This window comes from Actinomycetota bacterium (assembly GCA_023488435.1).
Lineage (GTDB): Bacteria > Actinomycetota > Coriobacteriia > Anaerosomatales > UBA912 > UBA912.
The window spans coordinates 1-15,419 of the sequence record JAMDCK010000001.1 but is presented as its reverse complement, the minus strand read 5'-3'; the positions used below and the strand labels follow the sequence as shown (position 1 = coordinate 15,419).

Annotated in this window: 14 protein-coding genes; 1 reads left to right on the top strand and 13 read right to left on the bottom strand. The window is 61.0% G+C overall.

Going from position 1 to position 15,419, the window contains the following annotated elements; all coding sequences use genetic code 11:
• The 9 genes from M1617_00070 to M1617_00030 all read right to left on the bottom strand — a co-directional run bounded on the left by M1617_00070 (nt 1) and on the right by M1617_00030 (nt 10,391).
• Complete coding sequence (locus M1617_00070; protein MCL5886696.1) at nt 1–903, bottom strand: ABC transporter permease; 903 nt, start codon at nt 901–903, stop codon at nt 1–3.
• Nucleotides 904–926: 23 nt separating this feature from the next.
• On the bottom strand, nt 927–3,092 hold the full coding sequence (locus tag M1617_00065) for an ABC transporter permease (protein ID MCL5886695.1): 2,166 nt from the start codon (nt 3,090–3,092) through the stop codon (nt 927–929).
• A 17-nt stretch (nt 3,093–3,109) separates the two neighbouring features.
• Nucleotides 3,110–3,850, bottom strand: a complete 741-nt coding sequence (locus tag M1617_00060; protein ID MCL5886694.1) for an ABC transporter ATP-binding protein — start codon at nt 3,848–3,850, stop codon at nt 3,110–3,112.
• Nucleotides 3,851–3,902: 52 nt separating this feature from the next.
• A complete protein-coding gene (locus M1617_00055; protein ID MCL5886693.1) occupies nt 3,903–4,403 on the bottom strand; it encodes a hypothetical protein in 501 nt (166 codons plus the stop codon).
• Entirely contained in the window at nt 4,400–5,905 is a 1,506-nt protein-coding gene (locus M1617_00050; protein ID MCL5886692.1) for a TrkH family potassium uptake protein, read from the bottom strand. Before M1617_00050 ends, M1617_00055 begins: the two co-directional genes overlap by 4 nt.
• Nucleotides 5,906–6,133: 228 nt before the next feature.
• Complete coding sequence (gene rsgA, locus M1617_00045; GenBank protein ID MCL5886691.1) at nt 6,134–7,255, bottom strand: ribosome small subunit-dependent GTPase A; 1,122 nt, start codon at nt 7,253–7,255, stop codon at nt 6,134–6,136.
• 25 nt (nt 7,256–7,280) lie between these two features.
• Nucleotides 7,281–7,910: a methionine biosynthesis protein MetW gene (metW, locus tag M1617_00040; protein ID MCL5886690.1), complete on the bottom strand. Its 630-nt coding sequence runs from the start codon at nt 7,908–7,910 to the stop codon at nt 7,281–7,283.
• Nucleotides 7,907–9,058: a homoserine O-acetyltransferase gene (locus tag M1617_00035; GenBank protein MCL5886689.1), complete on the bottom strand. Its 1,152-nt coding sequence runs from the start codon at nt 9,056–9,058 to the stop codon at nt 7,907–7,909. The genes metW and M1617_00035 overlap by 4 nt, the downstream gene beginning before the upstream one ends.
• 7 nt (nt 9,059–9,065) lie before the next feature.
• Complete coding sequence (locus M1617_00030) at nt 9,066–10,391, bottom strand: O-acetylhomoserine aminocarboxypropyltransferase/cysteine synthase (protein MCL5886688.1); 1,326 nt, start codon at nt 10,389–10,391, stop codon at nt 9,066–9,068.
• 259 nt (nt 10,392–10,650) lie between these two features.
• On the opposite strand from M1617_00030, the gene M1617_00025 reads away from it, so the two are divergent.
• Nucleotides 10,651–11,043, top strand: a complete 393-nt coding sequence (locus M1617_00025; protein ID MCL5886687.1) for a TIGR03987 family protein — start codon at nt 10,651–10,653, stop codon at nt 11,041–11,043.
• Nucleotides 11,044–11,055: 12 nt separating this feature from the next.
• On the opposite strand, the gene M1617_00020 is transcribed toward M1617_00025, so the two are convergent.
• The 4 genes from M1617_00020 to M1617_00005 are packed head-to-tail and all read right to left on the bottom strand — an operon-like array spanning nt 11,056 to nt 15,277.
• The gene (locus M1617_00020; GenBank protein MCL5886686.1) at nt 11,056–12,216 is read right to left on the bottom strand and encodes an RtcB family protein; all 1,161 of its coding nucleotides are present in this window, start codon (nt 12,214–12,216) and stop codon (nt 11,056–11,058) included.
• A gap of 57 nt (nt 12,217–12,273) precedes the next feature.
• Nucleotides 12,274–12,729 (bottom strand): response regulator, encoded by a 456-nt coding sequence (locus tag M1617_00015; GenBank protein MCL5886685.1) that lies wholly within the window; start codon nt 12,727–12,729, stop codon nt 12,274–12,276.
• On the bottom strand, nt 12,722–13,114 hold the full coding sequence (locus tag M1617_00010) for a response regulator (GenBank protein MCL5886684.1): 393 nt from the start codon (nt 13,112–13,114) through the stop codon (nt 12,722–12,724). The genes M1617_00015 and M1617_00010 overlap by 8 nt, the downstream gene beginning before the upstream one ends.
• 3 nt (nt 13,115–13,117) lie before the next feature.
• Nucleotides 13,118–15,277 (bottom strand): response regulator, encoded by a 2,160-nt coding sequence (locus M1617_00005; GenBank protein MCL5886683.1) that lies wholly within the window; start codon nt 15,275–15,277, stop codon nt 13,118–13,120.
• Nucleotides 15,278–15,419 lie beyond the last annotated feature (142 nt).

Sequence of the window (15,419 nt, the reverse complement as noted above, 5' to 3'; positions counted from 1 at the left end):
CTACTCCCAGGCTATCGAATCACGCACGCTGACCTGCGATGCGCGATACGAGGGTAGCAGACTTGCCGCCAATGCGACCGCCATCATCGCGAGCAGGCATATCGCCACACCACTCCACGAGTAAGCGTATGCCAGCGGAAGCCCCATCGCATCGGAAAGCATATCGGTCAGCGCCACGCTCATCGGCCACGACAGCAGCGCTCCGACGAACCACGCCATGAGCGCGATCACCAGGCTCTCGGTGATGAAGATCGAGTATATCGACCGGTGACAGGCTCCGATGGCTCGCATGACGCCGATCTCGCGCTGGCTTTCGAGCACGTTTATCGTCATCGTTCCGGTAAGGCCGATCACGCCCACCAAGGCGAGAATGACCGCCATGATCGCCAGGAACATCACGAGGATGCCGAGTTGCTCGGCGACTGTGTCTCGCTCCTCGATTTGGGTCTGCATTGAGAGTACGGCAACATCAGATTGCTCGAATCGCCTCTCGAGATCCCTCGCCGCCTGCTCCTGCGCGGTTGCGTGACTGAACTCCGTTCTCACCAAGACGCGATTGATCCCGCCGTTGCCTTGCAGGACGGAGTCGAGTTGATCGTAGGGAGCGTAGATGACGGGACCCATCAAGCCGCTGGAAACCACGCCCACGACCCTCCATTGGCGCTCGACGCCCCTGATGCTCAGCTCGACCACCCTGCCAAGCGAGAACTCGGGGGAGTCATCGAGAACGTCGGAGTTCACGACAATCGCATAAGTGTCGGTGGATTCGAGCCATCTGCCCTGTTCGATGACCGGGGAGACGAATGTCGTCTCGGGTGCCAGCCCGATCATGTTGATCGCGTCGCTCATGCTGCCATCCGCGCGCAGCAAAGTCGCTCTCCGATCGAGGGCACCTTCGGCCATCGCCACCCCGCGTCCATCCATCGCTATCGACAGCAGCCGGTCGGCAGGCTCGGTGACCGCAAGTTGGAACGCATGACGCCGATCTCGCGCTGGCTTTCGAGCACGTTTATCGTCATCGTTCCGGTAAGGCCGATCACGCCCACCAAGGCGAGAATGACCGCCATGATCGCCAGGAACATCACGAGGATGCCGAGTTGCTCGGCGACTGTGTCTCGCTCCTCGATTTGGGTCTGCATTGAGAGTACGGCAACATCAGATTGCTCGAATCGCCTCTCGAGATCCCTCGCCGCCTGCTCCTGCGCGGTTGCGTGACTGAACTCCGTTCTCACCAAGACGCGATTGATCCCGCCGTTGCCTTGCAGGACGGAGTCGAGTTGATCGTAGGGAGCGTAGATGACGGGACCCATCAAGCCGCTGGAAACCACGCCCACGACCCTCCATTGGCGCTCGACGCCCCTGATGCTCAGCTCGACCACCCTGCCAAGCGAGAACTCGGGGGAGTCATCGAGAACGTCGGAGTTCACGACAATCGCATAAGTGTCGGTGGATTCGAGCCATCTGCCCTGTTCGATGACCGGGGAGACGAATGTCGTCTCGGGTGCCAGCCCGATCATGTTGATCGCGTCGCTCATGCTGCCATCCGCGCGCAGCAAAGTCGCTCTCCGATCGAGGGCACCTTCGGCCATCGCCACCCCGCGTCCATCCATCGCTATCGACAGCAGCCGGTCGGCAGGCTCGGTGACCGCAAGTTGGAACTGCGCGTCGGAGCGCCAGATGTCTACCGTGTCCACTGTCGCCAGGATAGAGCGTTGCACCGTGAGCACGCTCATCAACACGGACGCTGCAAGTATGAGTGTGGTGAGCGTCAGAGCCAATCTGCCTTTGCGCAGGAATGTGTTGCGTAAGCTCAGCGCTATCGGCCGAGGCAAACCGTGGATGAGCCCCAGGACGCGATCGACCAGCCCGTGACCGAAATTAGTCCGAGAGAGTCCTGTCGCCGTAAGTGCTCTCACCACCGGCATCCGGGTGCCCGACACGATGGGGAAGATCGCCCCCACCAGGGGGATCGTCAGCCCAATGAGCACCCCGAGACCCACCACCCAAAGCGGCGGCATGTAGGAGGTGATGCGGAAGTTGAGCATCCCCGCGCCGAAGTCTGCGAACCACTGGGCTGCAGCTATCCCAACGGGAACGCCTATGGCGATCGCCATGACGCCGTAGATCAAGACCATTCCGGTGTACATCCTCATGATCTGCTGTGTCTTGCCGCCGATTGCCTTCATGATCCCGACCTGCTTGACCTGCTGCGAGATGAGCGCCTGCATGGTCGTTACCACCAGGAAACCGGAAAGCAGCATGCTCAGCACACCTAGGGCAAGCAGCAACAAAGAGACGGCCTTGAAGATGTCGCCCAAAAAGTGGCTTCCCGGCTCCGGAACCTGGGTCTGGAGCACCCTCGCGCCCTTCTCGGCGATGACCTCTTCGCTGACGTAATCGCTGAGAGCCAGTGCCTCGGCGCGAGAGATGTCGGGGTCATCCGCCACGAACGTGATCGTGTTGTATTCCTCCGGCTCATCGAGCAGCGCTAGAGTCTCCATCGAGATGAACCCTGTTGCCATTCCCACGAAATGCGCGGGCAGCGCGTTGATGTCGTGCGCGAATCCGGCGACCCTGAGCGTGGCCCTCTTGCCCGCCGGCGTCTCGACCGTGAGCATGTCGCCGATTTCGTAATCGCCTATCGCCGAAGCAGACTGCTCTAGCAGGATCTCGCCCCGGCCTGGCGGCCAGGCTTGGGTGTTCACCGGCGTGAAGCGTCCGACCTTTTGATTGCGGAAATCCGGAACGGCGATCGTGCGCAGTGTGTTCCAGCCGGTCGCTGGTGTGTCCTCAGGAAGCCTGCCCTCTTCGAAGCGCAGGAATATGGAGCGCCGCCCCTCGGCATCTCTGATGCCCTCAGTTGCGGCAACATCGCTTACCAGACGATCGTCAGCGCGGTCGACCCATATGGTCGCGATCGGCGCATTCGAGTGCTCGAAGACCACCTCGAACTCACGGAGCAGGACGCCCCTGGCCCCAAGGACGACGACGATGGAGAATATCCCGACCGCGATCGACAGGACCACCAGCAGGGTACGGAACTTGTGCCCATAGAGGTCCCTGAATACTTTGCGCCACCTCGGCGAAGCCACTGGCTCTACGCCCCCATCTAGTCGTTGCCGGGAGAACGCTGCACGTCTTGGGTGATCTCGCCATCCGAGACATGCAGGGCCCGGCGGACCCGCGAAGCCAGATCGCTATCGTGCGTCACCATGACAATCGTCTTGTTTGCATCAACCAGTGACTCGAACAGATGGAAAACCGCATCCGCAGTCTTGGAGTCGAGGTTCCCGGTGGGCTCATCTGCGGCGATTATCGGCGGGTCGTTGGCCAGTGCTCTTGCAATAGCCGCCCTCTGTTGCTGCCCACCGGAGATGGCGCTAGGTAGCTTGTATGCCTGGTCGCCAATCTCTACCTGTTCGAGCAGGGCCATCGCACGCTCCGGGCGCTCGGCCGGAGCGTAGACGTTGCAGAAGTCCATGGGGAGCATCACATTCTCGATTACGGTGAGCGTAGGAAGCAGCTGGAAGAATTGGAACACGACGCCTATCGTCCTACCGCGCCAAATCGCCAGTGCATTCTCTTTCAGGGCATGAACCGGCGTTCCAGCGATCATCACCGAGCCGCTTGTCGGGTGATCGATGCCGGTAATCATGTTAATCAGCGTCGTCTTGCCCGACCCCGACTTGCCGATAAGCCCGACGAACTCTCCGCTGCGGACTCGCAGATCCACGCCCCGGAGTGCGGTGAACGGAACCTCCCCCGTGTCGTAGACTTTGACGACACCCGAAAGGGAGATGAGGTCTTCGGTGTTCGGGCTCGGACTTGCCGCCCGTAGGTCTGATTTCATCGGTATCCGTTCTTCCTTGGCGAGTTCAAAGGGCGCTTGGGATCGAGGAGGCTCACATGCTCCTGGCTCTGAGCCAACGATAGACAAGCGTCTGAGCAGCGAACACAGCGAGAGCAGCTCCTACTAAGAGCAGTTTCCATGCCTCAAGCTCCCGCGAAATCGGCTGGCCCTCCTCAACGACCTCGACGATCTGTGCGTGGACGTCCAGGTCCCCGCCATGCTCATCGCATGCGATATTCAGGATTCCGGTGACCCGGACGATGTCGCCTGTGCGCCTGTACGAGCCGAAGCTGTCGATAAGACCTGCGTCCATCTCATGCATATAGACACCGACCGCCACCGACTCGCCGAGGAGATTGACCCAGCGATAATCTTGACCGGCCCGCAGTTCCTCGCCGATAGCCTCACCTTGAATCGTGACCCTTCGGCCGTCCATATGCCGCTCCAAGCCGATGAGCTCGTCGGGAGAGAACGCCCCCGTGGCAGGTGCCACGCCTGGGCCTGCAAACAGGGCCACGGCTATCATTACGGCCAGAACCTTCGCGCGTCTCACTTCTTGCCCTTCCGAAGCGATGCGACGGACGCCAGCACCTGGGTCATCAAGACAAACACCGCGATGAATTCCAGTCTGCCGGCCCACATCTGGAACATGTAGAGGTACTTCAACCCGGCAGGCATGTCGGGGCTGGTTATTCCCGCGGATAGCCCTACGTTCGCAGTTGCCGATATCGACTCGAACAGCGATTCGGCAGCACCGTAGCCATACGCCACGCCGATCAGCGCACCTGTGATGTATGTGATGACGTACAGAATGAACACGATGGCAGCGGCGCTGGTGATCTCAGGAGTAAGCAGCCTTTGGCCCAGGTGATGGAACCTAGTGGTGACGATCGCGCTGCGAGGAGACATCGCGAGTTTGATCTGATGGATGATGGTCTGGATTATCATCCCTAGCCTGAGCGCCTTGATGCCACCGGCTGTCGAGGAGACCGCGCCTCCGGCAGCCATCGCTAGGATTATCGCAGCAGCCGCACCTCCACCGTAGTCGGTGAACCACTGGATCGCATAGAGGGTTTGATGGCCGGTGCCCGAATGCGCCGATATCACGTGGTACATACCTTTTCGCAGGATTTCCATCGGTTCGTTGAAGACAGCGGTTGCGGCAAGTCCTATGGCCACGACGCTCGAAAGCACGAAGACGTTGGTGGCAAGCACTTTGGTCTCGATGTTCCGCCAAAGCTCGGTTTTATCACCCCGCCAGACCTGGGCATGGAGGTTGAAGTTCATCATTCCGCCGATCATCAGGAAGAGCGTCACGATCTCGAACGCGAAGCTGTGGTAGTAGAGCGCATTCATGGATTGTGGTGCAAATCCGCCGGTATCGTAGGCAGCCATCGATATCCAGAAGGCATGGAGCACCCCCCTTGCCGGCTCCATCCCCAAACTGAAGTTCACTGCCGTAAGAGCGACTGTACCCAACAGCACGTAGACTGCGGTCACATACCAGATGAACCTTGCGCTGTGGATCACGTTGGGCATGATGCGTTCGTCTCGGCCTTCGGCAACATACAAGGAGAAGGCGCCCGAGCGCAACCCGATTGAAAGCGAAATCGCTGCAACGACGATACCCTGTCCACCGATGAGGTGCGTCAGATGCCGCCACATATTGTGGGCGTGAGCCATGTGATCGAGGCCGGTCACCACCGTCAGCCCAGAGGTGGTCAGCCCCGACACGGAATCGAAGAGCGCATCAAGGTAGCTCGCATACGCGGGCGAAAGGGATAGCGGTATCGCCGCCACCAGCGAGGCCGCAAGCCATCCGGAGGCAGTGAGGATCATGGCGTGGGTGTGTGTCACCCTTGCGTTATCGACCCTTGCGAATCGCAGGGTTCCGGCGATGACCAGCGCTGCCGAGATGCCCACCAGATAATCGAGCACGGCGTTCCACTCGGCCATCACTATTCCCGTGACCAATGGCACAGCCATAGCAGCCGCGATCCCGAATACGAACAGCCCCGTGTAGTAAAGGATGATCCTTGTGTCGACCCACGTCATACGAGGTAGCAACGAAACGACCTCACTTCACAGCATCCGCGCAAGTAAAACGACTGCCCCCGCTACAACCAGCAGGAAAAGGGCAAAGGCTAGGAGTTCGGCAGCCAAGCCGCTCAGCCAGTGCTCGAATGGATTCTGGAACCGATGTATCCTCACGGGCGAAGACCCTGCTCTCGCTTCGGCGCTATGTCATGCAAAGGAACAGGATAGTCCTGATTTTCCAACACCTCAATACTCCTGATCGACTCCTCGGCCTCTCGCCTTGTGGTTGGGGCCAACCGGACGCGACTTCGACTTCTTGCCATCGCCGCGCCTGGCGATGTCCTCCTGGCGGACGGTGAGCTCGTCGAGCTCTGCCTGCAACCTTCGCCAACTATCGACTCGTCCCTGCTTCAGCTCGCCAGCCGAAACCGCTGCAGACACAGCGCAACCGGGCTCTCTATCGTGCGCACAATCGCCGAAATGACACTGCTCCTCAAGCGAAACGATGTCGGGAAAGGCAGCCGTCATCCCCTTGTGGGAGTTCCAAAGCGACAGCCCGCGCATGCCGGGTGTGTCGATGATGACGCCTCCCCCGGGTATAGCGAACATCTCTCTGGCGGTGGTCGTATGTCTGCCTTTGTCGTCTTTCGATCGCGTCTGCGCCGTCTTGATCGACTCGGTGCCCAGCAACCTGTTCACCAGCGTCGACTTCCCCACGCCCGAACTGCCGAGCAAAGCAGCCGTCGACCCGGCCGGTATCCGCATCAGGATCTCCTCGACTCCGAGTCCAGTCACTGCACTCTCGATGATGACGTCGACGCCGAAGGCGATCTCGCGGGCCACGGCGGCCTTGCCGTCGGGGTCATCGACCAGGTCGGCTTTGGAGAGGACGATCACCGGAACCGCGCCGCTCTCCCAGGCCATCACCAATTCGCGCTCCAGCCTGCGAACGTTGATCCCCGCCCCCGAGAGTGACTGCATGACGAAGATCACGTCGACGTTCGCGATCACCACCTGTTGCTCGGTCCCTTCGGCAGGGTCCTTTCGGTGGAATGCGCTCTTTCTGGGGAGGATGGCGTCGATCAACCAGGCTTGGTGTCCATCCGGCCGAGACAGGCCGACCCAGTCCCCGACAACGGCACCTTTGGGGGTGGAGCCCGACGTTTCGCGCAAGCTCGGCGAGTATTCGACGCGGAAGACTCCCTGTTCGCTGAGTGCGATGGGCATGCCTCGGTCGACGCGGGTTATCCTGGCAGGAAGCAACCCGGAGGCGACATAGCCCCCGAAGCGCTCTCGGACATCATCGGAGAACCCCAGTGCAGCCAGGTCGTTTACCTGATTGTCCACATCTGACAGTACATCATCCACCTGCCAAGCGTAGCACGTAATGCGGTCACTCGCCGACATCAGCTGCCCGCACGACCGCCAGGACCGTATCGGCAAGCAGGTTGGGGAGCACATGCCGAGGGCTGGCGTCCTTGCTCCAGCCTGAGACGCGCAAAGGGATCTCGCGCTCGATCACGCCGCCTTTGGCGACCACGAAATCCCGGAAGTCCTTCAGCGTCGTGTGGTGGATGTTGGGTGTGTCGTACCAAGAGTACGGGATCGACTTGGATACCGGCATCCTGCCGCGTAGGGCAAGGTAGCCCCTGATGCGCCAATACCCGAAGTTCGGGAAGGTGAGCACGCCGCTTCGGCCGACCCGAAGCATCTCGCCAAGTACGAAAGCCGGTCGGCGCACGACCTGCAGGGTCTGGGAGAGCACGACCACGTCGAACAGCTGGTCCGGGAATGCACCCAGCCCTTCATCGAGGTCGCCCTGCACCACGGATAGCCCGCGTCCGATTGCGGTCGCCACCCTATCTGGCAGAATCTCGATGCCTCGGACCTCGCACTCCTTCTCGTCGCGCAGGTGCACCATGAGCGAGCCGTCCCCGCAGCCTAGGTCGAGGACCCGGCTGCCCGCCGGGATGATGTCGGTGATCAGCCGAAGGTCAGCTCTCAACAGATCCGCAGGCGTCATACGGCATCGACCTCCTCGAGGCTGCTGGATGCGGCCGCAAGCTCCTTCTCGTACACACTTGCCAGGAACGGCTTGACGAACGCCGTCTGCTCCTCGGGCTCGAGCAGGAAGGCGTCGTGGCCGTAGGGGCTCTTTATCTCGGCGAAGCTGACCTCGGCACCGACCTGGCAGAGCGCATCGACGATCTCCTTGGTCTCGTGCGTCGGGAAGAGCCAATCGCTGGAGAAGGTCAGGAACAGGAACCTCGACCGCACATCGCGCAGCGCCTCTGCGAGAGAGGGCGCCCCGCCCGCGAGATCGAAGTAGTCCATCGCCTTGGTCATGTACAGGTACGTGTTCGCGTCGAACCGCTCCACGAATTTCCGGCCCTGGTGCGCAAGGTAGCTCTCCACCTCGAACTCTGTGACGAAGTCGTAAGCGTGCTCTTCTCTCCTGGACAGCCTTCGGCCGAACTTGTCGCGCATCGACTCCTCGGAAAGATAGGTTATGTGGCCGATCATCCGTGCGATGGCGAGGCCATGCTCTGGCTGCTGGTCCGCCGGATAATCCCCGTCCATGAAGCCTGAATCGCCGAGGATGGCCGTGCGGCCCACTTCGTTGAATGCGATGGCCTGCGGTGCCAGTCTCCATGTGGTTGCGCACCCGATCACGCTCGCGACCCGCTGCGGGTATCTTCGGCTCCAGGAAAGCGCCTGCATGCCCCCCATCGATCCGCCGACCACGCAAAGCAGGCGCTCGACCCCGAGTTCGTCGAGGAGAGCGGCTTGCGCGTCGACCATGTCCTCGATCGTCACCAGCGGGAAGCGCAGTCCGTAGGGCTCGCCTGTGATCGGGTCGATGCTCCCGGGACCGGTCGTCCCTGAGCATCCGCCCAGAACGTTGCTGCAGATCACGAAGTACTTCTCTGTATCGATGGCCTTGCCGGGCCCAACGATCGGCTCCCACCAACCCGGTCGCTCGACTCCATCGGTCCAAGGGCCGGTCGCCACATGGGAATCCCCTGACAGGGCATGGCAGATGAGCACCGCATTGGATCGATTGCGATCCAGCTCGCCGAAGGTCTCGTACGCGATGTCGATACTCGGGAGGTAACCGCCGCCGGCCAACTTCAAGTCGACCGGCAGTCGGATTACCTTTACCCCGCTCATCGTGCTATCACACCTTGCCTAGAGCCTGGTCGAGGTCGGCGATGATGTCCTCGACATTCTCGATACCGACGGAGAGTCGGACCAAATCCTCGGAGATGCCGCCGGCCTGTAGCTCCTCGGCGGAAAGCTGGCTGTGCGTCGTGGTCGCTGGGTGGATGATGAGCGACTTGGCGTCGCCCACGTTCGCCAGGTGGCTGAAGAGTTCGACGTTGTCGATCAGTGTGCGACCTGCATCCCTGCCGCCCTTGACCCCGAAGACGATGACTCCGCCGTACCCGTTCTCGAGATAGCGGTCGGCGTTGGCCTTGGTCGGATGCGATTCGAGGCCGGGGTACGTGACCCACTCCACCTTGGGATGCTCCTCGAGGTACTTCGCAACCGCAAGCGCGTTGTCGCTGTGCCGCTGCACGCGCAACGACAGCGTCTCGAGCCCAAGCAGCACCTGCTGCGCGTTGAAGGGAGACAGTGACGCGCCGAAGTCCCGCTGGAGCTGAACGCGCGCCTTGATCGAGAACGCCACGTTGCCCAGGCCCGGGAAGTCGCCGAAGACATCCCAGAACTTCAAGCCGTGGTAGCTTGGGTCCGGCTCGGTGAACCATGGGTGCCGGCCGCCGCCCCAATCGAAGTTCCCGCCGTCGACCAGGACGCCACCGATTGAGGTTCCGTGCCCGCCGATCCACTTGGTGAGCGAGTGGACAACAACGGCTGCGCCGTGCTTGATCGGCTTGCAAAGGTACGGTGTGGCGAACGTGCTGTCGACAACGAGCGGGATGTTCAGTGATCGTCCCGCTTCGGCCAAGCCAGCAAGATCCGGTACGTCCAGCCGAGGATTGCCGATCGTCTCGACGAACCACGCTTTCGTGGTCGCATCGGAAGCCGCCGCAAAGCCATCGGTGTCGGTGGTCTCCACGAAGCGGACCTCAATGCCTAGCCTTCGGAAGGTGTGGAGGAAGATGTTCCACGTGCCGCCATAAAGCGAGTTCGAGCTCACGATCGAATCGCCGGCTCCGGCGACGTTGAGCAGCGAGAGAACCTCGGCGGCGTGCCCTGAGGACGTGGCCAGGGCTCCCGTGCCGCCTTCCAGCAACGCGATGCGCTGCTCGAGCACGTCGTTGGTGGGGTTCATGATCCGCGAGTAGATGTTACCGAACGCTCGCAAGCCGAAAAGATCGGCGGCGTGATCGGTGTCCTTGAAGTTGTACGCGACCGTCTGGTAGATCGGGACAGCCCGTGAGCCAGTGGTGGGATCGGGGCTTGCGCCGCCTTGGACGGCCGTGGTGTCGAAACCGGGGACTCGGGGCGCATCGGCGCCGGGTGCAGTAGAATCGCTCATGATAAACCTGCCTTTCGTTGTTCGTGTCGATGAAACCGATAGATGTACCCGACCTTAGCGTCCGGCCGGGCGGCCGAGGCGCCCGGAACAGCCGCAAACGCGACCAGGCCCGGGCTGGGTCATCATCATGTCCATCATCATCACGAACTGGGACAGGGAAATCATGCTCTCTTCTTTGCACCTCCTTCACTGATCTCGAGTGGTTCGCACAGGATAGCTAAATGCCGAGGGAGGGTCAACCGCAATGCTATGATGGCGCATGCCTGACTACCTGATATGGCCATCGATAGCGATGTCGCTCGCACTCGTCTTCTACTCCGCCGGGGTGTGGGGCGAGCGGTTCGCACGTGACCTGAAGCTCTGGCACGTGATCGCTTTCTGGGTTGGCCTGGCTTGGGACGCGTACGGCACGTGGCTGATGAAGGAGCTCACGAGGGCCGGCTACGAATCGAGTCTCATCCACGACATCACAGGGACGTCGGCGCTTGTGCTGATGGTGCTGCATGCCATCTGGGCAAGCTGGGTCCTGGCGCGCGGGAGCCAGGAAGCCAAAGAGGGATTCCACCGCTACAGCCTCATCGTGTGGCTGATCTGGCTCATCCCATACTTCGGCGGGATGATAGCCGGAATGTCCAAGGGTCTGGGTCCGTAAGTCCTGAGCCGATCACCCCTTGACCACTCCCATTGGCAGCAGCCGCACTACCGGCCTGACGAGGTCGGCCTGCGCCGTCATCACTTCCTCAATGTCTTTGTAGGCTGCTGGTGCCTCTTCGGCGATTCGCCCTTTCTTGGCGGCGACGAACTCGATGTCGCTTGCCTTCAGTTGGGCCTTCACCGATTCCGAGGATATGGCGCGCATCGCAGCTTTGCGTCCCAACGCCCGGCCCGACCCGTGGGAGCACGACTCGAACGACTCGGGGTTCGCGAGGCCGTCGCAGATGTAGGACGCCGTGCCCATCGAGCCCGGGACTATGACGCGCCCCACCGCCCTGACCGCCCCCTTCCGATGAACCACGACTTCCTGCCCCAAGTGCGTCTCGATGGCGGCGTAGTTGTGGTGGACGTCGATCACGTCGCCGAAGTCTGCTTGCGGGAAGCGGCGGGTGATGACCGCGTGGATCGAATCGGCGATCAGCCGGCGGTTCTCCTTGGCGAAGCGCAAGCACCACTCCATCGCCTCGAGATACTCGATGCCCTCGGCGCCGGTCACGTCGAGGTAGGCGAGCTCCCATGCTTTTGGGACCGACCAGCCCCCAGCTGCGTTGAGCTTGCGGGCTATCGCATCGTAGTGCTCGGCGACCTGTTTGCCTAAGTTGCGCGACCCGGAGTGGACCATCACCCAGACGATCTCTTCGAGGTCGCGCTGGAACTCGATGAAGTGGTTTCCGCCCCCAAGCGTCCCGATCTGGCGCTCGATCTTGTCGATTTGCTCGTAGATGATCGTAGCTTTGGGCATCGAATCGAACAGGCGCGTCCGGTGTCGCTGGCTGTCGCGGTGCCAGTGGAAGCCTTGCGGGACGCTGCGCTGTGCATCGCCGAGGATCTCGCTCCGATGCTTCCGGAACTCCTCGGCGGGTATGCCGGTGCGCCAAGCGCATACACCGCAACCGATATCGAGCCCGACGGCATTGGGGATGATCGTGCCCAGCGCGGCCAGCACTCCGCCTATCGGCATGCCGTAACCGACGTGGGCGTCGGGCATAATCGCCACGTGCTCGAAAGCGAAGGGTAGGTTCGCTAGGTTGCGCGCCTGCGCCAAAGTGGAGTCATCTATTTCAGCGCCCCACACCTTGATGGGCGTGCGCTCGGAGTCTATGACGTACATCGGTCATCCCGCCATCCGCGAGGCCGCGGTCGTTGTGGGCTACCAGTCGATGATAGTCTATCCCCTTCGGCGATGCATGATATCGGTCATCGCCCGCAACTTGCCCAGATGGGTCTTGCGCAGCTTCTCGATCTCGCTCTGCCTCGTCGGGTCGAGCATCGCATCCACGAAATCGCCGAGTTCGCTCGGATTGAAGGGCTTCGTGAGATACACCCTTCCGGCCTCCTCCATCGTGTCGAGCTGGTCGTTGAGGTCGCCGATTGCCGAGAGGAAGATTAGCGGAATATCCTTGGTCTTGGGGTCTGCGGCCAGACGCCTGGCCACTTCGCGTCCGTCCATCTTGGGCATCATGATGTCACACACTATGAGGTCGGGTCTACTGAGTGCAACCTTGTCGAGGGCTTCCTCGCCATCATACGCTGGAGTCACCTCATGACCCCTCGCCGTCAAAGCCGCCGTCACCAATCTGACGATTGAAGGCTCGTCATCGACTACCAGTATCTTCTTAGCCATCGCAATCAACCCCTCTCTCGCATCCTGCGAGGATGTCGTCCACCACCTGCACCAGGTCGCGGGGCGTGAACGGTTTACATACATATTGATGCGCCCCGAGTCGAAGGCCCTCCTGTTGCTCATAGACCTGACTCTTCGCCGAGAGCATCACCACAGGTATCCCGGCAGTGTCCTCCTCGGCTTTCAGCAACTCGAGGGCTTGGTACCCGGTCATCAGCGGCATCATCACGTCAAGCAGTATGAGATCGGGCTTCACCTCGGATGCCGCCTCGACTCCTAAGGCGCCATCAGTCGCCTCGAAGACCTCGTGTCCAGCGTTCACGAGCGAGAAACTCACCAGCTTGAGGATGTGAGGTTCGTCGTCGACGACCAGGATCCTGGCCATGCTTCACTCCCGCCTTCGCAAGAGCAGCTCTTCGACTCTCTCGGCCAACTCCTCTGGGAGCAGCGGCTTGGACAGTCGCTCGGATGCCATCTCAACGAGGTCGATCTTGAGCTGATCGATTCGGTGCGCGGTCATCACCACGATCGGAATGTCGCGCGTCTCCTCGGCACCCTTGAGTGCTTCGATCACCTCGTAGCCATCCATCACCGGCATCATCAGATCGAGAAGGATCAGATCGGGCTGGCGTTGCGCCACTGCCGCCATCGCTTCTGCGCCATCGTAAGCTCCGACCACGGCGAAGCCCCTGCGCTTGAGGGTCTCACTGAGCGCCCCGACTATCGAGCGGTCGTCGTCAACGATCAGCACGACCGGTGATGCGACCTGTCCGACCAGGGCATCTGCGATCTGAACGAGCCTCTTCGAGTCGATCGGTTTCTCGATGTACTCGTTAGCGCCGAGCCTGAGGGACTTGCCTTCGTCACAAGAGACCGATACCACCAGAATCGGGATGCTGGCACAACCGTCGTCTTCCTTGAGCTGTTCCAAGAGTTCGAATCCGTCCGCGTCTTCGAGCATGACGTCCAGTGTTATCAGGGACGGCTTTATCTCCCGAGCCACACGTATCGCTTCTTCTGCCGAGTGGGCTTTGCACGTGTGGTAGCCCCGGTTGGACAGGAACGTGCATATCAGCTCGGCGATATCCGGGTTGCTGTCGACCACAAGAACGATACCCTCCACATGGGCTGGGCCCTCCATCGCCGGAACCCTGACCAGCCCCGGATCAGCGATCGGCAGAGTGAACCAGAAGGAGGACCCGATACCTTCCTCGCTCCTCATCCCAACTTCGCCGCCGAGAAGGTCGATGATGCTCTTGCATATCGAGAGTCCCAGACCCGTGCCGCCGATCTCCCTGGTCAGCCTCGAGTCGACCCGGAAGAACTTGGTAAACAGCTTGGCCTGGTTCTCCTCGGAGATGCCGATTCCGGTGTCTGTGACCTCGGCGAGCACCTTGCCGTCCGAAATCGACAGTGCCAGCGTGGCAGAACCGCCGCCAGGAGAGTACTTGATCGCGTTGCTCACCAGGTTCATGAGGACCTGACCGACACGATCGCGGTCTCCAGCGACCCGCGGAAGTCCATCGGGAGCCTTCAGGTCGAGGCGGACTCCGCCTTTGTCGGCAACCGTGCGAAACGTCTCCACGACCCCTTGCGAGATGTCCAACAGATCCAACGGCTGGATCCGCAGGTGGACCCTTCCCGATTCCATCCTCGAGATGTCGAGCAGGTCGTTGATGAGCGAGACCAGCCTGTCCGAGTTCTCCTGCACGATCTCGAGGAACTCTCTTTGGGTGTCGTTTATCTCTCCGGCGGCCCCTTCGACAATCAGGTCGACGTATCCCTTGATCGAAGTCAGCGGGGTACGCAGTTCATGACTCACCATTGAGACGAATTCGTTCTTCATGACTGCGATCTCGCGCTCAGCCGTGACGTCATTGATTGTCGAGACGTAGCCTAGGTAGCGCTGAGTGCCATCCCTGACGGGATTGGTGCGTATCGCAAGGACGCGGTGTTCTGGTTCGGTGATGTCGATCTCCTGCGGTCCACCAACACCCAGCTCATCAGGCATGGTGTGGTTGTCGGTCCCTTCGGCGGATCCGTTCTGGCCGCCGTCGTCAACGCCGAGAAGCTCCCGTAGTGACAACCTGCGGCCGACGGTGGCCTCGAAATCGAGATCGAGCATCTCGCAAGCCGCGGGATTGATGTAGGTCACCCGACGGTCGGGAGCAAAGACGATGAGTCCCTCGTGAACGCTTTCCAGGATCGCCTGCGAGCGTCGATGCTGAGCCACTAGCTCGCTGTCGTCCCGAAGGACTATCGCTACACCGCCGCCCGCCCTGTCCTCATAGTGTGAGGCGCTGCAGGCTATCACCCTGTCTTCGATGTGGACGACCGTGGTAGCCTCATCGCCCCCAGCGGAGACTGCGAGGGCAAGGTCGTGAAGTTCGTCTAATCCAGAACTCCCCAGAGGCGCTCCTCGGACACGGCTGCGCGGCACACCTAAAAGCCTCTCGGCGCCCTCGCTGAAGAGTCGTACGTTGCCATCTTGATCGAGCGCGATCAATCCTTCGTCGGCGTTGGCCATCAACGCGCGGACGTGCATCATCTCGCGTCTTTCCATACCTTCTGATCCCACCGTCACCCCCAAGTGCGGGACGCCCAATCTGCGCATACTAGATACTGGTTCGACGATTGGCGCCCGCTACCTGCCAAGAATCCATAGAAGTGGGCAAATCCTTGTAGGAAAC